At 63.3% G+C, this 22,493-nt stretch carries 19 protein-coding genes; 12 read left to right on the top strand and 7 right to left on the bottom strand.

The annotated features are described in order from the left end of the window. Positions 1-5: 5 nt before the first annotated feature. A complete protein-coding gene (locus tag AB7G19_RS04335) occupies positions 6-896 on the bottom strand; it encodes a hypothetical protein (protein ID WP_063980734.1) in 891 nt (296 codons plus the stop codon). 1,040 nt (positions 897-1,936) lie between these two features. Continuing rightward, positions 1,937-3,496, bottom strand: coding sequence for a glycoside hydrolase family 17 protein (locus AB7G19_RS04330; RefSeq protein ID WP_084795330.1), 1,560 nt, complete (start codon positions 3,494-3,496; stop codon positions 1,937-1,939). A gap of 529 nt (positions 3,497-4,025) precedes the next feature. Here AB7G19_RS04330 and AB7G19_RS04325 point away from each other — a divergent pair. Then, entirely contained in the window at positions 4,026-5,399 is a 1,374-nt protein-coding gene (locus tag AB7G19_RS04325) for a (Fe-S)-binding protein (RefSeq protein ID WP_063980731.1), read from the top strand. Between the two features lie 188 nt (positions 5,400-5,587). On the opposite strand, the gene AB7G19_RS04320 is transcribed toward AB7G19_RS04325, so the two are convergent. Further along, positions 5,588-6,004: an SRPBCC family protein gene (locus AB7G19_RS04320; protein WP_063986042.1), complete on the bottom strand. Its 417-nt coding sequence runs from the start codon at positions 6,002-6,004 to the stop codon at positions 5,588-5,590. A 299-nt stretch (positions 6,005-6,303) separates the two neighbouring features. Here AB7G19_RS04320 and AB7G19_RS04315 point away from each other — a divergent pair, with 299 nt between their 5' ends. Next, the gene (locus AB7G19_RS04315) at positions 6,304-6,513 is read left to right on the top strand and encodes a hypothetical protein (RefSeq protein ID WP_063980730.1); all 210 of its coding nucleotides are present in this window, start codon (positions 6,304-6,306) and stop codon (positions 6,511-6,513) included. Between the two features lie 129 nt (positions 6,514-6,642). Then, a complete protein-coding gene (locus AB7G19_RS04310) occupies positions 6,643-6,888 on the top strand; it encodes a hypothetical protein (RefSeq protein ID WP_063980729.1) in 246 nt (81 codons plus the stop codon). A 59-nt stretch (positions 6,889-6,947) separates the two neighbouring features. On the opposite strand, the gene AB7G19_RS04305 is transcribed toward AB7G19_RS04310, so the two are convergent. The 3 genes from AB7G19_RS04305 to AB7G19_RS04295 are packed head-to-tail and all read right to left on the bottom strand — an operon-like array spanning position 6,948 to position 9,927. Next, the gene (locus tag AB7G19_RS04305) at positions 6,948-7,964 is read right to left on the bottom strand and encodes a methyltransferase (protein ID WP_063980728.1); all 1,017 of its coding nucleotides are present in this window, start codon (positions 7,962-7,964) and stop codon (positions 6,948-6,950) included. Between the two features lie 24 nt (positions 7,965-7,988). Then, a complete protein-coding gene (locus AB7G19_RS04300) occupies positions 7,989-8,963 on the bottom strand; it encodes a Bug family tripartite tricarboxylate transporter substrate binding protein (protein WP_084794947.1) in 975 nt (324 codons plus the stop codon). A 46-nt stretch (positions 8,964-9,009) separates the two neighbouring features. After that, entirely contained in the window at positions 9,010-9,927 is a 918-nt protein-coding gene (locus tag AB7G19_RS04295; RefSeq protein WP_063980726.1) for a hypothetical protein, read from the bottom strand. A gap of 153 nt (positions 9,928-10,080) precedes the next feature. On the opposite strand from AB7G19_RS04295, the gene AB7G19_RS04290 reads away from it, so the two are divergent. The 4 genes from AB7G19_RS04290 (at position 10,081) to AB7G19_RS04275 (ending at position 15,439) form a co-directional block, all read left to right on the top strand. Continuing rightward, positions 10,081-11,667 carry a winged helix-turn-helix domain-containing tetratricopeptide repeat protein gene (locus tag AB7G19_RS04290; protein WP_441267727.1) on the top strand — a complete coding sequence of 529 codons (1,587 nt, stop codon included), beginning with the start codon at positions 10,081-10,083 and terminating at the stop codon, positions 11,665-11,667. Between the two features lie 110 nt (positions 11,668-11,777). Further along, positions 11,778-12,893 carry a winged helix-turn-helix domain-containing protein gene (locus AB7G19_RS04285; RefSeq protein ID WP_063986041.1) on the top strand — a complete coding sequence of 372 codons (1,116 nt, stop codon included), beginning with the start codon at positions 11,778-11,780 and terminating at the stop codon, positions 12,891-12,893. 159 nt (positions 12,894-13,052) lie between these two features. After that, positions 13,053-14,273 (top strand): MFS transporter, encoded by a 1,221-nt coding sequence (locus tag AB7G19_RS04280; RefSeq protein WP_063980724.1) that lies wholly within the window; start codon positions 13,053-13,055, stop codon positions 14,271-14,273. Positions 14,274-14,284: 11 nt separating this feature from the next. After that, positions 14,285-15,439 (top strand): acyl-CoA dehydrogenase family protein, encoded by a 1,155-nt coding sequence (locus tag AB7G19_RS04275; RefSeq protein WP_063980723.1) that lies wholly within the window; start codon positions 14,285-14,287, stop codon positions 15,437-15,439. 204 nt (positions 15,440-15,643) lie between these two features. Here the strand turns inward: AB7G19_RS04275 and AB7G19_RS04270 are convergent, their stop codons facing one another. Further along, positions 15,644-17,809 carry a putative bifunctional diguanylate cyclase/phosphodiesterase gene (locus tag AB7G19_RS04270; RefSeq protein ID WP_063980722.1) on the bottom strand — a complete coding sequence of 722 codons (2,166 nt, stop codon included), beginning with the start codon at positions 17,807-17,809 and terminating at the stop codon, positions 15,644-15,646. A 468-nt stretch (positions 17,810-18,277) separates the two neighbouring features. Between AB7G19_RS04270 and mepA the strand changes: the two genes are divergently transcribed. From mepA to modC, 5 genes are all read left to right on the top strand, one after another. Then, positions 18,278-19,222, top strand: coding sequence for a penicillin-insensitive murein endopeptidase (gene mepA / locus AB7G19_RS04265; protein ID WP_063980721.1), 945 nt, complete (start codon positions 18,278-18,280; stop codon positions 19,220-19,222). A gap of 342 nt (positions 19,223-19,564) precedes the next feature. Further along, on the top strand, positions 19,565-20,068 hold the full coding sequence (locus AB7G19_RS04260; RefSeq protein WP_063980720.1) for a hypothetical protein: 504 nt from the start codon (positions 19,565-19,567) through the stop codon (positions 20,066-20,068). A gap of 193 nt (positions 20,069-20,261) precedes the next feature. Continuing rightward, positions 20,262-21,047, top strand: coding sequence for a molybdate ABC transporter substrate-binding protein (modA, locus tag AB7G19_RS04255; protein WP_063980719.1), 786 nt, complete (start codon positions 20,262-20,264; stop codon positions 21,045-21,047). A 13-nt stretch (positions 21,048-21,060) separates the two neighbouring features. Then, positions 21,061-21,756 (top strand): molybdate ABC transporter permease subunit, encoded by a 696-nt coding sequence (gene modB, locus AB7G19_RS04250; protein WP_028148288.1) that lies wholly within the window; start codon positions 21,061-21,063, stop codon positions 21,754-21,756. A 2-nt stretch (positions 21,757-21,758) separates the two neighbouring features. After that, the gene (modC, locus tag AB7G19_RS04245) at positions 21,759-22,421 is read left to right on the top strand and encodes a molybdenum ABC transporter ATP-binding protein (RefSeq protein WP_063986040.1); all 663 of its coding nucleotides are present in this window, start codon (positions 21,759-21,761) and stop codon (positions 22,419-22,421) included. Positions 22,422-22,493: the final 72 nt, after the last annotated feature.

Raw genomic sequence — 22,493 nt, 5'->3', positions numbered from 1 at the left:
CGCTATCACCTTACCTCGTCAGCGCGGGGCGGGAACAATACGGGACTTTTCTCTGGCATGTCTCCTCTTCGATTTGTGGCGCAATCGAACAGCCACCGCGGTGGCAAATCCGTGAGTAGCGCCACCAAGTGACATGCAGCCTGTTCCTTTGAGACGCCCGGCGGGTAGTAGATTGAGGAGTCGCGATCGATTCCGGCATAGAACTGAGCCCGTTTGGCGATGATTTCGCGCGTCTTCTCGTCCGCGAGCTTGAAGCACAAATCTATCAGCCCCCCGTCCGCCGTGCCTCGCGACAAATCGGTTGAGAACGCCTTTTGAACGGCCTCGATGGCCAAGGATCTCTTTTCCTCATCGACCTCTTTCTTCTTACGCTTGATCCACGTCCTCGCCCACCAGGTCGCAATGACTGCGAGCCCAAAAGCAGCCAGCGTAGCCAATACCGAGGCCTCCGGAGCCAGCCAAGCCGACAACGACGCCAAGACCAGGAAAAGCCAAACAGCGATGGACGCAAGGTAAATCGTGCCGATACCTACTCGGTGGTCGACTTTCCATGGGATGCCGAAAAGACGAAACTTGAGCGACGCGCGCGGGCGGTTGGCAAATGCTCCATCCGCGAGACCAAGGCTTCGTTCAATGTATGCGGCACGTCTCACGAGTTCATCATACAGCTCGTCATTTCTCGTATTGTAGGTCACGAGCCCGATCGTTGCGATCAGGCCAAACAACGAGAACACAAAGCTCCGGCCATCAATGTGGTCGACTTTGAGCGCAATGGCTACGGCGGTCGCGATCGGCAGTAGACCCAGCAACTTGAACCGGATGTCGGTCAGCGTCCGAAAGTTGCTGCAGACCTCGCCGTATTCCGTGGAAAGTGCGTTTCGACGATTTTCGTCCATGGCCTACTCCGCGAAACGTCCAGTTCTTGTCGAACCGAAGTTAGTTGGCGCGCACAGTGCAGTTTAGCACGCGCACGGGTCTCCCAATGTGGGCTAGTTCACGCTTGCGCTCCGGCATACTGAAGTCAGTCCGCCCCCCAACGACGTTGGTGAAGTTGGGTTTTCGTCTCTGATCAATGTCTGCTGCTGGCCCATCAGCGAAGTGGCGACACCTTTCATTGAGGTCCGCTTGGCGGAGTAGAGCGGGCTGACTTTGCTCACTCTGAGTTCTTCGCATTTTGACCCAAAGCAGACCTAATCTGTTCAACTTCTCAAAACTGGATTATAGTGCCACTACAACCATTCGGTGCGCAGTGCTGTAGATGAAATCGGTCAAGCGAAGCCTAGCTCTTGTCGCTGCGATGATGAGCGCAATCATTGTCGGTCCGCCGCGTTCCTCGGCGATGGAGAACAAGACGCCCATTGCGTATTTTTCAGAAGGCGCGCCAGACAATCTCGTAGAGGCACTGAACAATTTGTCTCCCGACGCTAGGGATGTCGTCGTTGCGAGAGTTCGCTTGCAGCAACCCGTAATATGGATGGGTGGCCGTCACTGCGAGCTTTGTACCAACGATGTATGGTTCGCCCGTCTGAGAATCACGGAGACTCTCAAAGGCAAAGCTGAAGTCGGCCAAGTGCTCGATGTTTTCCTAGGCCAGCGTAGCGAACACCGAAGGTACATCGCCATTCCCCGCACACCGGATCAACGGGGCCGAGAGTACACGGTGGCGATCTATTCTATGGGAGATGGCATTCAGCGGCTCGCTTCATTTCCAATAAGTAAACCTCAATACGACAGATTATCCTCTGATTGGCTTGCATATGAAGGCGAGCGATCGAGGGCAGGATTTCGGGATTAGGTCGTGGGTCCGCTTCTGGCCCGTGTGAGACGTGCCGGTGCAGTCTGACGATTTCCGTTCACAGAGGTAGACCGGAAGAGATCGGCACGCGGCCATAGTGACGCGATTGACCCACAACGGAAGTCGGCTGGCCAGGTTTACTCAAGCGCGCGCCCGCCACAGCGTAACCGCAAGCAGCATATAGGCAGCACAAGTCCATAGCGACTGCCAATTGTCCGGTCCTTCGCTAAGCGCCGCATAGATGGCTGCCACCAGGAATACGACGGCAAACATCGCTTCCGCCATGGGGCGGATTCCCTTCTTCGGGCGATTGAGCTGCGTCATCGCCGCGAAAGGGACCGCCGCCATAGTGAGGGCCGCAAAGGGAAAATCCTTTTCGCGCGGGTCAAACACCAGGCCCAGCGCCGTCTCAGTGCCGATCACGATGGTTACGATCAAGATCAATCCGTGCATGATCGCCAGTCCCGATGGGGTCCGGTAGTGCTCCGGACCCAGCAATTCCAAAAATGTGGGCGGTGCGCGCCCGGACATCAGGGCGTTGGCGCCGAACAGCGGCGAGGCAGTTGCCGCCACCAGAAGTGCGCCCCACAGATGCCAGCTGCCCGCGCCGTAGCTTTCATAGAACATCTTTTGAGCGGCCACCCCAAACAAGACTCCGGCGGTGGTTGCCGATATTCCGACCGCAAACCATGAGATGAGCCGGGGCTGCGAGGGCTTCTGGCGCAAGGTCAGCCATGCAGCGCCGAACACCAGGATCGCCAGCGCCATTCCGCTGCTCATTTGCAGTTTCCAGAGCGGATAATTGCTGACGGGGATGCCGGGCGGATATTTCAGCGTGCGCTGCGTGGAATCGAATAAGCCCCACGATCCGCCGACGGTGCCCTCGAACTCATGCTTCCACAATTCATCATACGCCTCGAACAGGTTGACGCGGAAATTCTCGCGCCGGGCAAGATCGAGGACCTCCGAGATCACCCGCGCCTGATTGGTGCGCGATGGTAGCGCCGACTCGCGCATCCGCCCTTCGCTCGGCCAACCTGTTTCTCCAATCAGGATTTCCTTACCCGGAAACGCCGACGCCACCTGCTTTCGGACGGCGTCGACGTGAGCAGCGGCAGATTTCGCCGCGACCGGGACATTTTCCCAATATGGCAGGATATGAAGGGTGACGAAATCGACGGCGTCACCGAGTTCCCGATAGCGCAGCCAGTACTCCCAGACGTCGGAATAGGTGACGGGGACCGGCACCTGTGCCTTGACCGAGCGGATCAAGGCAGCAAGATCGGAAGGTGTCATCTTCCGATGCAACAGAACCTCATTGCCGACCACGAGTGCGGTGATGGTTTCCGGATATTGCCGGGCGAGGCGTATGCCCGTGGATATCTGCGTCGCGCTCTTCCGTCGGTCCCTATCGAGCCAAATTCCCTGAATGACTTTCAGCCCCACCTTGGACGCAAGTTCGGGGATCTGATCGAGACCAAGATCAGTCGCATAGGTACGAATACAGTCGGTTATTTTGGCAAGCTGGGCGAGATCTTCCGCGATCTGGTCCCGCGGCACTGGTGTCGGCGACTCCGACGTTTGGTTGTTGCGGAAGGGCGCGTAGGATATGCATTGCAGCTTGGCATTCGGATCGATCGGCGCGCGCGCCAAGTTGATCGGTATGGCCAGCCACCACCACACCGCGGCGATCGCACCCAGGGATATGATGAGAAGCGCCAGAGGCGTGCGGGGCGAAATAGTTGACCCTCCAACGTAGAGATCGTCGGTCAACCGGCATGTTGTCGTGACCCGACAACAACGGAGATCATCGTCCGCCGGTCCCTACTTGACCGGTGAAAGCTGGTGCCGGATCGTCCGTGCCGCAAGAGGCGAGTCAACATCCAACAAAGGCCTTAAGGGCTACCGCAGGGCGGGTAGAAATAATCCTCCCCATCTCCCGAGATGGCCTTCGGGGACCGGAGCAGAGCGGCCTTGCTCTGACGGTCGCCGTGCCGGCTAACGAACGTCGCCTGTTGACCCGAATGCGAAGTCCAGATCGGTCACGGGTGGTCCGGTAGTAAGAGCACGCCGGCAGCGGGCTCACCCAGCGCGCAGCAGACGCGATTGACCCGAAGGCGACAAATCCCCATTGCGGCCTGCTCGTGTACAGCTCGCCAATTGTGAGTTAGGTTCCGGCGCTGTCGTATGCCGCACGTAGCCGATCCTCCAGCAGGCCTGGGAGTTGGTCATGCAGCCGATGAACGAGGTCCCCTTCGAGACGTCCCTGGCTGAATATGCCGAAGACATGCTCGACGCCTGTACGCGATGTGGGAAATGCGTCGAGGCCTGTCCGAGTGTCGAGCCGGCCGGCATCTCGCGGACGACAAAGTCCGAAGACATCATCGGCGGCATTCTCGAGCTGGTGCGTACCGGCAACGGCCCGGAAGCGTCGCGCAAATGGGCGCTGTCCTGCATGCGAAGCGGGGCATGCATCAAGGCGTGCAGCTATGGCGTCAATCCGCGTTTCCTGCTGAGCATGGCGCGGCTTGGCATCGCGAAGTCGGACAATGAGCTTGCGGAACGGCGCCGGCGGGGTGTCGAGAGGTACCGCGACGGCAGTCGTGGCGTGAACGTGCTTTCGCGCCTGCAACTCGATGCGGACGTGCTCGAACGACTGGGTCAGAGATCGGCGTCGGTCGCCACGCCCGTTGAAACGCCGGATTTCGTGTTTTACACTGGCTGCAATGTGCTCAAGACGCCGCACATCGCCTTGCTTGCCCTCGATATCATGGACGCGCTCGGCGTCAGTTACCAGGTGATGGGCGGACCGAGCCATTGTTGCGGCATTCTCCAGCTCAAGTCTGGCGACGCAGAGATGGCCGGTCGTATGGGATCGAGTACGATGGAAAAGCTGTCGCACTCGAACTCGGGGCAGGTGATCTCCTGGTGCCCGTCGTGCTACGTCCAGTACACGGAGACCATCCTGCCAACGGTGGAGCGACAACACGGGTCCCGCCCGTTCGAGATGAACCCGTTCATGCGCTTTCTCGGCGACCGGCTGGCGCAGCTAAAGCCGCACCTTCAACGCAGGGTCGAAATGCGGGTCGCGCTGCACAGGCATCCCGGCGTGGCCGGCGTCGTGGAATCCGCCGCTGAAATCTTGACGGCGGTACCCGGTATCGAACTCGTCGATCTGAACCAGCCGGCGGTGGGTTTGCAGAGCGTGGATGTCGGCGCGCTTCCAAAGTACAAGCGCGAATTGCAACTCATGGAGCTTGAGGCGGCGCGCGATGCAGGTGTCGATGCACTGGTCGCGGTCTATCATTCCGATCATCGCGAACTGTGCGCGCACGAGCGCGACTGGCCATTTCGTATCATGAATATCCTTGAAGTGGTCGGCGAAAGCATGGGCCTGCATCGGCACGATCGCTACAAGGAGCTCAAGATCATGCAGGACGCCGACCAGATCGTCGCCGACTGTAGCGACCTGATCGCCAAGCACTCGCTTGATCCCGGCAATGCGCGTGACGTGGTGGTGAAGGTGTTGCTTGGCGACCAGCCGCTTCCCCTGAGGCGTGGCGCGCCCCCGGAGACGCGCGCGGGGGGCGTGGAGCCGTCGTAGCAGCTTGACGTCACCTGTTGGCCCACCGCGCCGGTGAGCCCGGCGCAAACCGGAGGTCGCCGGCTGAGGGGGCAACCGACGCGACTGCCCCCGAAGCCGGCTATTCCTCGACTGATCAATTTCCGTCAGGTACTCTGCGCGGAAAGCCGACGGCGCCCGTCAGGGACATCTCCTGCCCCCGCACGGCTTCACGACTTCTTCTGCTTCGCTTGCACGTGTCGCGCGAAGTTGTCGAGGATCGCCTGCCAGCCGCCCTGCTGCTGCTCAACCGAGTGTGTCGGCTCGCTATCGAAGACAACGCGGACGACGACGCCCTTCGCCCCGGGCACGAACTCGACTTCGGCCTTGCGATCGCCGAATGAATATTCGATCAGCTTGTGTTCGACGATCGTCGTGTAAGTCCCGGCGAAGTCAAAGCCCATGCTGCCGTCCTTGGCTTCCATGCGCGACGAGAAGACCCCGCCTTCCCGCAGGTCGACCGTAGCCTTGGTCGTATGCCAGTCGTCGGACGCGGCGTTCCACGCCATGATGTCAGCAGGTGTCGTATAGGCACGCCAGACCTGATCGATGGGGGCTGCTACGGTGGTTTCTACGGTGATCCTCATGAACATAAGCTCCTGGTTCGATTTTCTAGGTGACGGCATCACTGACGTGTGCGGAGTCCATCCAAGGACGATCGAGACTGGTCCATGCCGACAGGGTCGAGCCGTCAAAGCGTTGAAAACACAAAAAAGTCAAAACATCTGTTGGCCACCCACCAGCGGCCGCGAACAAATTGGGGATGAGGGTCACATTTGTTCGATGCGGCTCGTGGCCATTGAACCCGACCCGGGCTCGACGACACTATCTCCCTGCGTCCTAAACGGCCCCGCCCATCTGTGGGCGATACGGGGGAGTGTCTGTCATGCGAAAGCGAAACTGGCGATTGATTGCCGTTGGCTCGGTCCTGCTGGTGCTCGCCGTCCTGTTCTTCCTCTCGATGCGGGACATGACGCCGTGGTCCAATGATCCTGCCGCCCTGATGCGCACGGTCGGAGAGGTCTCGGGTGCTGTCCGCGGCATCAGCCTCGTCATGATCGTCTTCGGTCTGATCGGCAGGAAAGCGCCGGCCTGACAAACGTCGTTCCGGAAGGCCGGACCACGGCGGTATCACGCCTCCGCGATGACAGGGAATAGCGGGTCTTCGATGCAAATCTGAATGTCTGAACCGCACATGCAGGGCGGGATGCATTTGGAGACACCTATGATCACCTCAAAGATGCTGATTGTGGTCACGATCGTATCGACGATGGGCACAGCTTCGGCGCAACCTTTCCACCCGTCGCTGCCCGGAAAGGAAACGACCACCAGGCCGTGGACGGCCCCGGTCGGTCACCGCCAGCCCCACGCCTCCGACGTGCCCTCGGCAAGTTCGGGATCGCTGGATTTCCTCGACCAAGAGGATGCCAACGTCGATCGCAAGATCTCCGGCGTCTGCCGGGGCTGCTGATCGATCCTGCGCCAAGGCCTGATGGGATGAGACTCGACTGGCGTCCCAACGGACGGCAGTCAGTGCCCGACCTTTCGGAATTGGACCAGGCTGAACGAGCCGACACCGCTGGTGCCGACGAAGGCGAAGCCGGCGAGGACGCCAAGCCTGCGGTACTCGGCTTCCGTCCGCTCGCGGCCACCAGGTCCCCGCAGCATATTGAGGTCGCTCATGGCACAGGAGCGGTCCTGGGTCTCAGTCGTCGCAGGCTCCGGCATGATCCGTTCGATCACGATCAACGTTCCGCTGGCCGGCAGCGCGTCCCGGCAGTTGCGCAGAATGACCTCGCAACGATCGTCTCTCCAATTGTGCAGGATGCTCTTCATCAGGATCGTGTCGGCGCCGCCCAGGACCTTCTCGAAGAAACTGCCGGCGACGAACCGGCAGCGATTGGCGATGCCAAGCCGGGCAAAATGCGCCCGCGCTCCCGCCTCGCAGCGCGCGAGATCGAAGGCGATGCCCTCAAGATGCGGGTTGCGCTGGAGCACGCCGCCGATCAATTCGCCGGTGCCGCCACCGAGGTCCATGACAACGCGCGCGGTCGCGAAGTCGTGGGCCGCAACGATCCTTGGAACGATGCTCCGCGTCAGGCTGACCATCGCGGCGTTGAAGCGGCGGGTGAATTCCGGCGCATTGCTCGTCGCGGCATAGCGATCGTCGCCATCGCCGCGCAGCTCGCCCGCGCTCTTGCCCGAGCGAACCGATTCGACCAGTCCGAGCCAGGATTGCGCGAGCATCTCGCCCTCGAAGAGAACCCAGTCCTTGAAGGAGGGGTCGGCGGTCTCGTCGAGCTGCCGGCCGAGCTCGGTCATGGCAAACCGGTCGCGGTCGGCCTGCCTGCACAGGCCAAGTGTCGTCAGGCCAACGAGCAATCGGCGCAGCGCACTTTCATCGGCGGACACCAGCCGGGCGAGCTCGGTCACCGATTTCGCCTCATCGCCGATGGCCTCGGCGAGATTGAGCTTCGCCGCCGCATAGATCACCGCGGTGATGCGATGCGACTGCACGAGATCATGCACGGATGCCGGCCCGCTCATGTGTTGCCTCCTGTCAATGCCGCTTCAATCGGTCGGGACGAACCCCGTTGCCTGAACGATCGCCTTCCACCGGTCGGATTCGGATGCGATCAGCCGGGCGAAGTCTTCCATGGCGATCGCGTCGGGCTCGACGGCCAGCTTTGCCATGCCGGCCTTGACCTCGTCGGTGCGCAAGGCCGCCTGGATCGCGGTGTTGAGCTTATCGACGATCGGCGCCGGCGTCTTGGCCGGAACGAAGAACGCAAACCATGTGAGGTCCTCGAGCGACGGATATCCGGCCTCCCGCATCGTCGGTACCGCCGGAACAAACAGGCTGCGGCGCGGTCCGGTGGTCGCCAGCGCGCGAAGATCTCCGGACTGGACGAGTCCGAGCGAGCTGCCGATCGGCATGACGGTCGCGGCAATCACGCCCTTGACCAGATCCTGAATCGCACCGCCGCCCTGATAGGGCACGTGAAGAAAATCGAAGCCGGCGCTGCGGCCCAGCATCGCACCGAGAAAATGCAGCGAGGTTCCGGCGCCCGGCGAACCAAAGGTGGCGTGCTTCGGATTGGCGCGGCACCAGGCCACGAAGTCCGCCAGCGTCTTGACGTCGGCCGGCACGCTGGGACCGACCGTCAGCAATGTCGGGGTCGAGGCGACGGTCGACACAGGCGTGAAATCCCGCGGATGGTATCTCAGTGTCTTGTAGACGTGCGGAAAGAACATCATGAAGCCGAGCGGCGCGAACAGCATGACCGATCCGTCGGCGTCGGCGCTCTTCACCGCCTCCACCGCGATGCGACCGGCCGCGCCCGGACGGGTCTCGACCACAATGGTTTCCGCATAGCCGCTCATCTGGCCCGCCACGAGCCGCGCCAACCCATCCTGCAGCCCCGGCGTGAAGCCCGTCAGGATATGCGCGGTTCTCGCGATCGGCTGTGCAAGAGCCCGCGGTGAAATATGCGTAGCGGCGAACGCCGCAGCGGCCGCCGACAACACATCACGACGCGTGATCATCACCCGTTTCCCTGATCGAGCCCAGACCAAATGAGATCGCAGCATGCTACCTGGCCATCGCTGCGGTCTCTGGAGCCATGGATGAGCCGGGTCGCACGAACACAAAACGGGATATCGCAGATATCTGCGCGTCCTCACGGCCATCCTGGCCGATCAGGATGAGGCCTGCTCCGCCATTCGCCACCGTCAGGACGACCGCTTCGCCCGCCCACGTTCCGATAGGCTCCATCCCGATGGTGAGAAACTCACCGATCGGCTGGTCCAAATACTGAAGTCTCAGCTGCGGCGCGATTTCGGCGGGCGCCAGAGCAAGACCGAGCTGTTGTGCACGCGCATAGATTTCCCGCAGCGAAGCCTCGCCTTGAAAGCCGAGCTCCGCAACCGACACGGCAACAAGCTCAACCTCCGCCTTCTTGCGACTTAGGGTAAAGGCCGGTCGAGCGAGTATCTCATCAGCCGCGTTTCCGACGCCGCAGCCCATTGCGCTCATCGCGCTGCGAAGAGCGAACGTATCCGTGAATGTTCCTATCCGGATCGTCTTCCACGCCAGGACATCTGCAGCCGAGCTGACCGGAATCTCCGATCTGGGAGCCGGCGGGTCGACCTTGACCGCCAGCTGCCTCCGCAAACCATCCTGCGCAGTGCATTGAGCCTCGGCGCGATCTACGGAAATCAAGCTGAACAGGTTGACGACCAACAGGATCGCAAGCGCACTGCCAATGCGCCAGGGTGCCGGACGATCGGGCCTTGCGCGGCCTTGCTGCAAGGCAATGTAGTCCATATCGGCGCGCGTCGCGCCGATATCCATCAACTCCCGATCGCTGAGGGCACAGAGAGCGGTTTGTACCTTCAGCCGTCTTCGGCGCTTCTGCCATGCGCTCCAGACCCGCAGGAAAAGGCTGGTCACTTGCTGCACGGGTGTGGCAGTCCGTCGCACCTGTGCAACGCCGTTGATGGTACTCATCGGCGATATCCCTTGGCGATACCTTTACCGAGGGCAGGATGTCAGGACTTCGCCGGGCACGCTTGACGTGCAGCTTACATTTTCCTGACCGGCGCCTTACTTTACGCCCCAGCAGGTGCAGAGGCGGCTTCATCCAACGACGGGAGTGGCAACTTGCGCTATCTCTTCGATGAATACGTGCTCGACACGGATCGGCGCGAGCTGCATCGCGGGGCCGATGCTGTTTCCGTTGCGCCACAGGTCTTCGACATTCTCGACTACTTGATCGGCAACAGGGAGCGTGTCGTCAGCAAAGACGACCTCATGAACGCGATCTGGAAGGGGCGCATCGTATCGGAGGCCGCGCTTGCGACCCGCATCAATGGCGTCCGCACGGCAGTCGGCGATTGCGGGGAAGCGCAGCGCCTGATCAAGACGATCCCGCGCAAGGGCTTCCGTTTCGTCGGAGCCGTTCGGGAAGTACGGGAGCCGGATCCTTCAACCGTCCCTCACCGGTCAGAAGCGAGAACAGCGGCCCTCCCGCTACCGGATAAGCCCTCGATTGCCGTACTCCCTTTCGTCAGCCTCAGCTCCGATCCCGAACAGGAGTATTTCGCAGATGGCATCGTGGAGGAAATCACGATGGCTCTGGCTCATTTTCGCTGGCTGTTCGTGATCGCACGCAATTCGAGCTTTGCGTATAAGGGCCGGGTCGTTGATGTAAAGCAGGTCGGCCGCGAGCTTGGTGTCCGCTATGTACTCGAAGGCAGCGTGCGCAAAGCCGGAAATCGCATTCGAATCGCGGGGCAGCTGATCGATGCCGAAACTGGAACGCATCTCTGGGCAGACCGCTTTGAGGGCCCGATCGAGGACATGTTCGATCTGCAGGACAATCTGACGTCCAGTGTCATAGGCGCAATCGCCCCGAGGCTGCAGCGTGAGGAAATCAAGCGGGCAAGGCGGAAGCCGCCCGAAAATCTGGATGCGTATGATCATTATCTGCGCGGGCTGGCGAAATCCCGTTGGTCCAACAACGCAAACACCGAGGCGCTGCAGCTCTTTTGCAAGGCGACCGAACTCGACCCTCGACTGGCTTGTGGCTATGCGATGGCCGCCTGGTGCTATACCCGGCGCAAGGCGAACGGCTGGATCAGCGATCCCGCGAAGGAAATTGCGGAAGCCACCCGGCTGGCCCGGAAGGCGGTAGAACTGGGGGCAAATGATCCGGTTGCACTGTCCGTGGGTGGATATGCACTCGCCTTCATAGCCCATGAGTTCGACGACGCGGCTGCTTTCGTGGATCGAGCTTTGGCTGACAACCCTAACTTCGCGCAAGCCTGGGCCACCAGTGCCTGGCTGAGAGTTTGGAGGGGAGAGCCGGATCTCGCCCTCGAGCACGCCGCACATGCCGTGAGACTTAGCCCGCTCGATCCGCCCATGTACTACGACGCGCAGGGAGCCATGGCGTATGCGCATTTTCTGGCGGGCCGCTATGACGCGGCGGTATCATGCGCCGAGACCGCATTGCGTGGTCAGACGAGTTTCGTGCTCGTGACCTGCATTGCCGCAGCCAGCAACGCATTCGCTGGGCGGCGTGAACGAGCGCAACGATCCCTCCTGCAAGCCCTTGAATGCAATCCAGATCTTCGTGCCAATCTCGAGAATCTGGCACCGTTTCGCCGGGCAGATGACTTCGCGATCTTCGAGAAGGGTCTCTGCGAAGCGGGCCTTCCGGAAAAGCACGACCTTGGCACCCCCTGACGGGGTGGACCAATGTTCGCGGCTTAGTTTTCGGGAGCGAAGGCCTATTCTCCACGGATTATTGCTCCCGCGCCCTCGGAGAATAGAGGGCAGGCTTGGAGAATGGTGCCATGCGCTATTTCTTCGAGGACTGTGCGTTGGACACCGAGCGGCGCGAATTGCGGCGCGGGCTCGATGTGGTGCCCACGACACCCCAGGTTCTCGATCTGCTCGAACATCTGATCCGCAGCAGGGATCGCGTCGTCAGCAAGGACGATCTCGTCAACGCGATTTGGAATGGCCGGATCGTATCCGATGCGGCGCTGACGACCCGGCTGAACGCCGTCCGGCGCGCGATCGGTGACTCCGGTCAGCAACAACGTCTTATCAAGACATTTCCACGCAAGGGCTTTCGTTTCGTGGGCGCCGTGCACGATGAGGATCGGCAACCAGGAACCACGGCAGCGGTTACGATCCCGGTTGCCTCTGCACACGCTGTTGGCGAACGGCGATCCGCAGGCTGGCTGGAGGACCTCAGAGGCCGTTTGAAGCTCGTCGGCAGCGTGCTGGCGTCGGTCGCCGCCATCGGCGCAATTGCCGGTGGCGTTGCCGGATACTGGAATGCCTGGAAGACAGTCCGTACCGACGCACAACGGGAAGCTCAAAATATCCAGCCACAGCCGACAGTCAGGCCCGAGATCGCGCCTCGCCTCTCTCTCGTCGTGTTGCCCTTCGCCAGCCTCAACGACGGTCCGGCGCAGGACTCCTTTGCCGACTTGATCTCGACAGGCTTGACGACCGATCTCGCGCGAACGCCCGCCACTCTCGTTGTTGGACGCGACACCGCCTTGACCTACAAGAAGAAGGTGGTCGATCTGCAGCAGCTCGGGACGGATCTCCGCGTCCGCTGGGCCGTGCGGGGCGCGGTGAGACGCAACGGAGACCAGGTGCGGGTCAACGTATCTCTGACCGACCTTCAGACCGCCCGCGACATCTGGTCGGATAGGTTCGACGGCGACCTCGCAAACCTGGCCGTCTTGCAGGATACCATCGCAGCGCGGCTTCTCTGCGTCGCACACTTGCACCTCCGTCAATATGAAGAAGCCCTCCAACAGTGCAGCCGCTCCCTCAATATGACCGGCACGGATTCTGAGGCCTACATGAGCCTGATCTCGGCGTACGGGTGGCCGGGGCAAATGGAACGGGCACGCGGGGGCAGCGAAACCGCGGCACAAGACACATCCTAAGTCGGTGTTGCGGTGGCCCATGGCGCATGCCGACGCTCAAGGCGCTGCAAGGTAACGAGCTCTGTACCCGCGCATTGCGCGTAATCTTGCCCTCGGCCGACAGATGGGCCACCATCCCCGCGCGCACCATCAACAAGAGCAAAAGCGCAGAGGAAACGGATGAGCAAGCCGTCAGGGTTCGACTATGGCTGGGTCGTGGTCGCTGCGGGAGCGCTGATGACCTGTGTCGGCTTCGGCACGATGCTGTCGCTTGCGGTCTTCCTGCAGCCGATCTCCGAAGCGATGGGCTGGTCGCGCGCGGGCGTGTCGGCGGCGGCGACGCTGGATTTCCTCTGCATGGGCGTTGCCGCGTTCTTCTGGGGCACGCTGTCGGACCGGTTTGGCACCCGCATCGTGGTGCTTGCCGGAAGCCTGCTGCTGGGCCTCGGTCTCGTGACTGCGAGCCAGGCAACCAGCCTATGGCAATTCCAGCTTTTCTTCGGCGTGCTGATCGGCGTCGCCGCCGGCAGCTTTTACGCGCCGATGATGGCGCTCGCGAGCGCCTGGATCGAAAAGAACCGCAGCCTCGCGGTGGCGCTGGTCTCTGCCGGCATGGGCGTGTCGCCGGTGACGATCGCGCCGACCGCAAGCTGGCTGATCACGGCCTATGACTGGCGCACCGCGATGCTGGTGATCGGCTGTGCGGCGTGGGCGCTGCTGATCCCGGCCTGCTTCCTGGTGCGGCCGGCGCCGCAGGCGGCTGGCCCGGCGAGCACCGACGCGGCACCGGAGATCGAGCTGACCGCGGCGCAGGCGCTGCGCACGCCGCAATTCATCGCGCTCGCAGCCGCGCATTTCGCCTGCTGCGCGGCGCATTCCGGTCCGATCTTTCACATGGTGTCCTATGCGATGGTGTGCGGCATCGCCCCGCTCACCGCGGTGACGGTCTACAGCGTCGCCGGCGTCTCCGGGCTCGGCGGACGCCTGCTGCTCGGCGCGGCAGCCGATCGCATCGGCGCCAAGCCCGTGCTGGTCGGCGGCCTGTTCGTGCAGGCGATGTGCATCGTGACCTATCTCGCGGTGGCGCAGCTCGGCGAATTCTACGCGCTCTCGGTCGTGTTCGGCCTCGCCTATGGCGGGGTGATGCCGCTCTATGCCGTGCTGGTCCGCGAGTACTTCGGCGCGCGCATCATGGGCACCGTGTTCGGCGCGGTGTCGGCCTTTGCCAGCCTCGGCATGGCGCTGGGTCCGTGGGCCGGCGGGCTCGTGTTCGACAATTTCCAACGCTACACATGGCTGCACGCCGGCTCCTTCGCGATCGGGCTCGCCGCCGTCGCGGTGGCGCTGAGTTTTCCGACAAGACGCAGGCAATCGCTCGACCTCGGCCGCGCTGCGGCCTGACGAGGTGACGCATGAACAGGCCGCAAGGCTTCGATCTCGTTGAACGTGCCCGGGCAATCGCGCCACTGATTGCGCGCGAAGCGGACGAGATCGAGCGCTCCCGTCGGCTGACGCCGACCGTCGTCTCGGCTTTGATCGAGAGCGGGCTCTATCGCGCGCTTTTGCCGCAGAGTCTCGGCGGTGCGGAAGCCCCCATCGAAACCTTCATGCAGATGCAGGAGGAGATCGCGAAGGCGGATGCCTCGACCGCATGGTGTCTCGGCCAATGCAGCGTCTGCGCGATGATCGCGGCTTCGCTCGACCACGACATTGCGCGCGAGATCTTCGACAGGCCGCCCGGCATCCTCGCCTGGGGCGCGATCGCGCATGAGGCGCGTGCGGTCGAGGGCGGCTATCGCGTCACAGCGCGCTGGGATTTTGCCTCGGGCTCGCGGCAGGCGAGCTGGCTGGGGGCGCATGTCCGCATCGTCGGAGCCGACGGGACGCCGCGGAAAAATGCCGACGGCTCGCCAGAGGTTCGCACCATCCTGTTTCCGGTTGCGAGCGCGGTGCTGCACGACGTCTGGCAGGCGATCGGGCTCGCCGGCACCGGCACGGATTCCTATGAAGTGAGCGACCTCTTCATCCCCGAGCGTTTCACGGCGTTCCGTGACGTGCCGTCCGCGCTGCGTGAGACGGGTCCGCTCTACAGGATCGGCACCGGCTCGACCTTCAGCCTCGGCTTTGCCGCGGTCTCGCTGGGCGTCGCGCGCGCGACGCTGGATGCCGCCATTGCTTTGTCGCGGGCAAAGCACCAGTCGCTGGCAGCGAGCGCCATGCGCGACAACCAGGCTGTCCAGGGCCTGATCGGCCGCACCGAGGGCGACTTACGCGCTGCGCGCACCTATCTCTATGCGACGGCGAATGCGATGTGGCACGACCTCTGCGCGACCGGCCAATTCAGCCCGGCGCATCGCAGCGCCGTTCGCCTCGCCGCGACCTGGACCATCCATCAATCGGCCAAGGTAGTCGACGCCGCCTATCACATGGCCGGCGCGACTGCGGTGTTCCGCAGCAATCCGTTCGAGCGGCGCTTTCGCGACATGCACGCGATCGCGCAGCAGATCCAGGCGCGGGATACGCATTATGAGGATGTGGGGAAGGCGATTTTGGCGGAGGGACGCTGAACTACAGCCGCAATGACGCTGCGCTCCCTCGCCCCGTTCTTACGGGGCCGCGACGAGCTTCGCTCGCGCTGAGAGGGTTGGGGTGAGGGGCATCTCTCCACACGGGCGGTCGTTGAAGGACCTGTACCCCCTCACCGGAATCCGCGCTACGCGCGCATTCCGACCTCTCCCCGCAAGCGGGGCGAGGTAAGGGGCAGCCCCGCCTTACGCCACCATCGCAGCCTTCTCGTCACCATCGATGCCGCGCTGGGCGGCGAGCAGGCTGATGATCTCGGCGTTGGGCCGGGCCTTGCTGAACAGAAAGCCCTGGCCCTCGTCGCAGCCCTCGGCCCGCAGGCAGCTCAGCTCGGCTTCGGTCTCGACGCCCTCGGCGGTGATGGTAACGCCAAGGCCTTTGCCGAGGCTGACGATGGAGCGGATGATCGCCTGGGCCTCGCGGTTGGCGCCGAGATCGCGCACAAAGGACTGGTCGATCTTGATCTTGTCGAAGGGGAAGCTGCGCAGATAGCTGAGGCTGGAATAGCCGGTGCCGAAATCGTCCATCGAGATGCGGACGCCGAGCGCGCGCAGCGCATGCAGCGTCGCCAGCACCTGCGCGCTCTTTTCGAGCAGCAACGTCTCGGTGATCTCGAGCTCCAGCCGCCGCGCCGGCAGGCCGGAATGTTTCAGCGCGTCCGTGACGACCGAAAGCAGATTGCCGCTGCGGAACTGGAGCGGCGACAGGTTGACGGCGACGCGGACATCGTCAGGCCAGGTCGCGGCGTCCAGGCACGCCCGGCGCAGCATCAAGCCGCCGAGCGGATTGATCAGGCCGGTTTCCTCGGCGACCGGAATGAACTCGGCCGGCGAGACCATGCCGCGCTCGGCATGCGGCCAGCGCACCAGCGCCTCGAAGCCGGTGATGCGGCCGCTCTGGAGGTCGATCAGCGGCTGATAGTAGGGCCGCAGCACGTCGTTCTGGATCGCGTCGCGCAGCTCGACCTCGATCTTGCGCCGGCTCTGCGCCTTGGCATCGAGCGCGGCCTCGAAGAACGCAAAGGTGCCGCGGGCATCGGCCTTGGCGCGCGACAGTGCCATGTCGGCGCTCTTGAGCAGCTTTTCGGAATCATCGCCGTCGCCGGGCGCCATCGCGATGCCGATGGAGGCGCCGATCACTACGGAATGGCCGTCGAGCAGATAGGGATCGGCGATGGCTTCCAACAGGCGTTTTGCCAGCATCACCGCGTCCTCGGGACGCGTCAGCCCGCTCTGCACGATCGCGAACTCGTCGGAGTTCAGCCGCGCCAGCGCGTCCTCCTCGCGCAAGGTCGAACGCAGCCGCTTGGCGACGCCGCGCAGCAGCTTGTCGCCGACCGCGTGTCCCAGCGTGTCGTTGACCGCCTTAAAATTGTCCAGCCCCAGCATCAGCAGCGCGACCTTGTCGGAGCTGCGCCGCATATGCAGCAGCATCTCGTCCACCTGCTGGCGCAGCAGATTGCGGTTCGGCAGGCCGGTCAGCCCGTCATGCTGGGCCATGAAGGCGAGCCGCGCCTCGGCGCGCTTGCGTTCGGTGATGTCCATCAGTGCGAGCAGCACCGCGGGCCGGTCGGCATAGGTCAATTCGCGGGAATAGATCGCAAGGTCGATCAGCGCGCCGTTGGCCTTGACGTGCTTCCAGGTGCGTGCGGCCTGCTCCTCGCTGGAGCGATCGGTGGTCCAGGGCGGCTCGCTGTCGAAAGCCTGCAACGAGCGGATCTTCAGCTTCTCGAATTCGGCACGGCTATAGCCGTAATGGGAAATCGCGGCATCGTTGACGCCGAGGATGCGCTCGTCGTCGAGCGCACAGACGATCATGGGGACGGGATTGCCGTCGAACAGCAGGCGGAACGAGGCCTCGCGCTGCTTCAGCTCGGTGATGTCGACGCGCAGGCCGACCACGCCGCCGTCGTCGGTCAGCCGCTCGTCGATCAGGATGACGCGGCCGTCCGCGAGCATCTGCTCGTGGCGCGCGCCGGGCTGATAGAGCTTTTGCAGCCGCTCGGCGATCCACTCGTCCTCGTGGCCGGCCGCCTCGGGATAGTCGCCACGCGCGACGCCGATGCGCAGCGTGTCCTCGAGGCGCGCGCCTTCCTCGAACAGATCGGCGGTCTTGCTGTAGATCTCGGCGTATTTCCTGTTCCAGAGCACGTAACGGCCTTCGGCATCGAGAAACACGATGCCTTGCGGCAGGAGGTCGATGGCCTGGCGCAGGCGCTCATGGGATTTGCGGGCCTCGGCAATCGCCGCCTCCGCCTCGGCGCGGCGGCGCAGGAGTTCGTCGCGTTCGGAAACGGATTGAGGCGCGCGCGCGAAGCGCGGCTTGCGCGGCTGTCGGCGAGCCCGGGCGAGCACGCCTCCCTTTCGCTTTGTTGTTTTTCGAAACCCCAAACTCAACTTGATGCGTCCCAGTCGCGCCCAGTGGCCGCAAGTTTTGGGGCAAGTGTCTGAAAAAAAAGTAATCTTGGGTGGCTTGTCGGTCGGTCGCACAGTCTGGTGGCCGCAGAAAAGCAGCCCTCATTGCCGCTTTGCGCGGCGCGGCAGCGCCGCCGGGCGCGCCAAGCCCATCACATCGTCGTCATCGGAGAACGCGATGGCGCAAAATTGCGCGCTGCCTTGAATCATTTCCGAGATCGCGCGCGAATGCATACAGAGGGCTGGGAGCACGCCTCCCACGCACGAATTTTGGTCAATGCACGAGAGGGTTATCGCGTCGTTAAAAATCGGCCGGCCGCGCGTAGGGAACTGCGACTTTCGGACAATATTTCGGCCGAAGGACTGTTTCTTAACCCTGACGCCGCGTTGCGTTATAAGGATGACAGCATGAGTCCCCGCCGCCTCACCCCTCTCCTGCTTGTCATGACGTTCCTGACCGCCGGCGCCGCGCCGGCCCAGGACAAGGGCAGCGTCAACCCAAAACCGCTACCGCCGCTCGCCAACCCAAACGATCCCAGCATCGGCGCCAAGGAGCTGTTCGCGCGAAAGCTGCTGCCGTCGAAGGGAACGGCTCATGTCATCGGCTCCTACACCAAGGGCTGTATCGGCGGCGCCATGCAGATGCCGCTCAACGGCGACAATTGGCAGGTGATGCGGCTGTCGCGTAACCGCAATTACGGTCATCCCGACATGATCGCGCTGATCAAGCGGCTCGCGGCCAGGGCGAATAAGGACGCGGGATGGCCGGGCATTCTGGTCGGCGACATCGCCCAGCCGCGCGGCGGGCCGGCACTGTCAGGCCATGCCAGCCATCAAATTGGCCTGGATGCCGACATCTGGCTGACGCCGATGCCGGACCGTCGTTTGTCACGCGAGGAGCGCGAGGACTTGTCGGCGGTGATGATGGTGCGCCAGGACCGGCTCGACATCGACCCCAAGGTGTTCACGCCTGCTCATGTGCTGGTGCTGCGCGACGCAGCGCAGGAGCCGGCAGTGCAGCGCATCTTCGTCAATCCCGCGATCAAGAAGGCGCTGTGCCGCGAGGCCAAGGGGGACCGCTCATGGCTGTCGAAAATCCGGCCGTGGTGGGGCCACGACTATCACTTCCACATCCGCATGCGCTGCCCGGCGGGCTCGAGCGAATGCGAAGGCCAGTCGTCGCAATCCGAGGACGAAGGCTGCAAGCCGTCCGACCTCGCCTACTGGTTCAGCGACGCCGTGCTGCATCCGAAGCCTCCGCCGGAGCCGCCGAAGCCAAAGCCGCCGATGACGCTGGCGCAGATGCCGGCGGCCTGCAAGGCGGTGCTGCACGCGGTGGATGCGAAGCAATAGGCGGCTGGCTGGGCAAGCTGCCGCCTCACCCACCGCTGTCGTCCCGGGGCGCGCGAAGCGCGAGCCCGGGATCCATAACCACAGGGAGCGGTGGTTGAGCGAAGCGGTAACTCCGAGTCTTCGTCAAATTCCTCCCTGGGGCTATGGATCCCGGATCTGCGCTCCGCTTCGCTGCGCTTATCCGGGATGACAGAGTCATTACTGGCTCCCATCCTCTGAAATGCGCTAGGATCGCCTTGCCGCTCTGCCGTAAGCTGAGCGGCCCTGTCGGGACGCGCATCCCGCCTTTCAGCAATGACCGCAAGCCCCGCATTGTTCGCGTGGCCAACGATGAGATTTGACATGCGCGTCCTCACCTTCCTCGCTGCGCTTTCGCTCAGTGCGACCTCCGCTCTGGCTGCCGAAGAGCCCAGCGGCTGCGACAAGTTCAAATGGCCGATCGAGCGTGAGCGCGCCGCGCTCACCGCGCCGGTCCGCGCGAAGCTCGCCTCGGGGAGCGAGCAGGCGGCCTTGCCGTCGTCGGCCATCACGCTGGGGCTGGTGGCCCCAGCGGACGCGAAGCTGCCGACGCCGCCGGAAAGGGCGCCGAAGGACGGCACCTTCGCGGGCTTCACCAGCATCAAGGCGCCGAAGGCCGGGCTCTACACCGTCAGCCTGTCCTCCGGGGCCTGGGTCGACGTGGTCCAGGACGGGCATTTCCTCAAGCCCGTGGCCTTCAGCGGCGCGACCGATTGCGACGGCATCCGCAAGACCATGAAATACGAGCTGTCGGCACAGCCTTTCGTGCTCCAGGTCAGCGGCGCCAAGGACAATTCCCTGTCGATCGCGATCCTGCCGGCACAATAAGTCGCTTGGTTGGACAAACGGCCGCCTTTGACCTGAAGGCTTAGCCTGCTATCTTCGCAGCTGCGATATCCCCGCCGGCCGTAAGTCGTTGCGGGGACACGTGGAACAGCGCTTCCGCCCGTCGCACGCCAACCCACCCAACGCCAGATTTGCGCGTACGTTCGCGCGCGCGAACTCGCACGGAGCGCATTCCATGATTCGTATTGCCGGACTTTTCACCGCTTTCGTCCTCCTCGCGAGCGCGAGCCTTTCGCCTGCCGCCGCTGAGGACAAGACCATCACCGTGTTCGCCGCCGCCTCGATGAAGAACGCGCTCGACGAGATCGACGCCGCCTACACCGCCAAGACCGGCGTCAAGTTCAGCGTCAGCTATGCCGCAAGCTCGGTTCTCGCCAAGCAGATCGAGCAGGGCGCGCCGGCCGACGTGTTCGTTTCCGCCGACACCGACTGGATGGACTACGCGATCTCCAAGAAGACCATCAACGAGCCGACCCGCGTCAATTTGCTCGGCAACAGCATCGTCCTGATCGCGCCGAAGGACTCCAAGATCGACAACGTCACGATCGCGCAGGGTTTCGACCTCGCAAAGCTCGCGGGCGACGGCAAGATCGCGACCGGCGACGTCAAGTCCGTGCCGGTCGGCAAATACGCCAAGGCGGCGCTGGAGAAGCTGGGCGCATGGCAGGCTGCGGAGCCGAAATTCGCCATGGCCGAGAGCGTGCGCGCCGCGCTGACGCTGGTGGCGCGTGGTGAGGCCAATCTCGGCATCGTCTATTCGACCGACGCCAAGGTCGAGCCCGGCGTGAAGGTCGTCGGCACCTTCCCGGCGGATTCGCATCCCGCGATCATCTATCCGGTTGCCGCGACCACCACCGCGAAGCCCGAGACCAACGACTATCTCGCCTTTCTGCGCTCGACCGCTGCCAAGACCATTCTGGAAAAATACGGCTTCAAGTTCCTGATCAGCCCGACGACTTGATATCTACGACTTGATGCTCGAGATCTCTCCCGCCGAATGGACGGCGATCCTGCTCTCGCTCAGGGTCGCCGTCATCGCCACGCTGGTCGCAACGCCGTTCGGCATTGCGCTGGCATGGCTGCTTGCCCGCCATGATTTCTGGGGCAAATCGGTGCTCGATGCGCTCGTGCATCTGCCGCTGGTGCTGCCGCCTGTCGTTACGGGCTATCTCCTGCTCCTCACCTTTGGTCGCAAGGGACTCGTCGGCGGATTTCTGGCCGACTATCTCGGTATCGTCTTCGCGTTTCGCTGGACCGGGGCGGCGCTCGCCTGCGGCCTGATGTCGTTTCCGCTGCTGGTGCGCCCGATGCGGCTGTCGATCGAGGCGATCGATCGCCGGCTCGAGCAGGCGGCCGAGACGCTGGGAGCGGCGCCCTGGAAAGTGTTCTTCACGGTGACGCTACCCCTGGCGCTGCCCGGCGTGCTCGCCGGCATGGTGCTGGGCTTTGCCAAGGCGATCGGCGAGTTCGGCGCGACCATCACCTTCGTCTCCAACATTCCCGGCGAAACCCAGACGATTTCGTCGGCGATCTACTCGCTGATCCAGACGCCCGATGGCGACGCGGCCGCGGGACGACTCGTGATCATCTCGATCGTGCTCGCGCTCGGCGCGCTGATCGCCGCCGAATGGTTCGCCCGCCGCGCCACGCAACGCCTGCACGGGAACTGACCATGCTGCGCGTCGACATCGAAAAACAGCTCGGCGAATTCTCGCTCTCCGCAACCTTCACCAGCGAAGGCCGCGTCATCGGCCTGTTCGGCGCGTCCGGTGCCGGCAAGAGCTCGCTGGTCAACATGATCGCGGGCCTGCTGCGGCCCGACCGCGGCACCATCGTGATCGACGGCGAGACCGTCGACGACACTGCCGCCGGCATCCATGTCCCGACCTGGCGCCGCCGCATCGGCTACGTATTCCAGGACGCGCGGCTGTTTCCGCATCTCAACGTCGCGCAAAATCTCGACTACGGCCGGCGGATGAACAGCCTCGCGCCCGATCCTGCCCAGCACAGGCGCATCATCGAGCTGCTCGACATCGGCGCGCTCCTTGATCGCCGTCCAGGAAAGCTCTCCGGCGGCGAACGCCAGCGCGTCGCGCTCGGGCGCGCGCTGCTGTCGAGGCCGCGCCTGCTGCTGCTCGACGAACCGCTCGGCGCGCTCGACGAGGGCCGCAAGCTGGAGATCCTGCCGTATCTGGTGCGGCTGCGCGATGAAGCCAATGTTCCCATGGTCTATGTCAGCCACGACGTCGCAGAATTGCGCCAGCTCGCGACGCAGATCGTGATGCTGAAGCAGGGGCGGGTGACATCGTTCGGCGGGGTGAAGGTGCTGACGTGAGGGGCGCTGACGACTTGCCGAGACACCTCGCCCCACCATCGCTGTCATGCCCCGCCTAGTGCGCAATTGCGC

The organism is Bradyrhizobium sp. 215_C5_N1_1 (assembly GCF_052075935.1).
In the GTDB taxonomy this organism is placed as follows: domain Bacteria; phylum Pseudomonadota; class Alphaproteobacteria; order Rhizobiales; family Xanthobacteraceae; genus Bradyrhizobium; species Bradyrhizobium barranii.
This window is presented reverse-complemented; position numbering and strand designations above follow the sequence as displayed.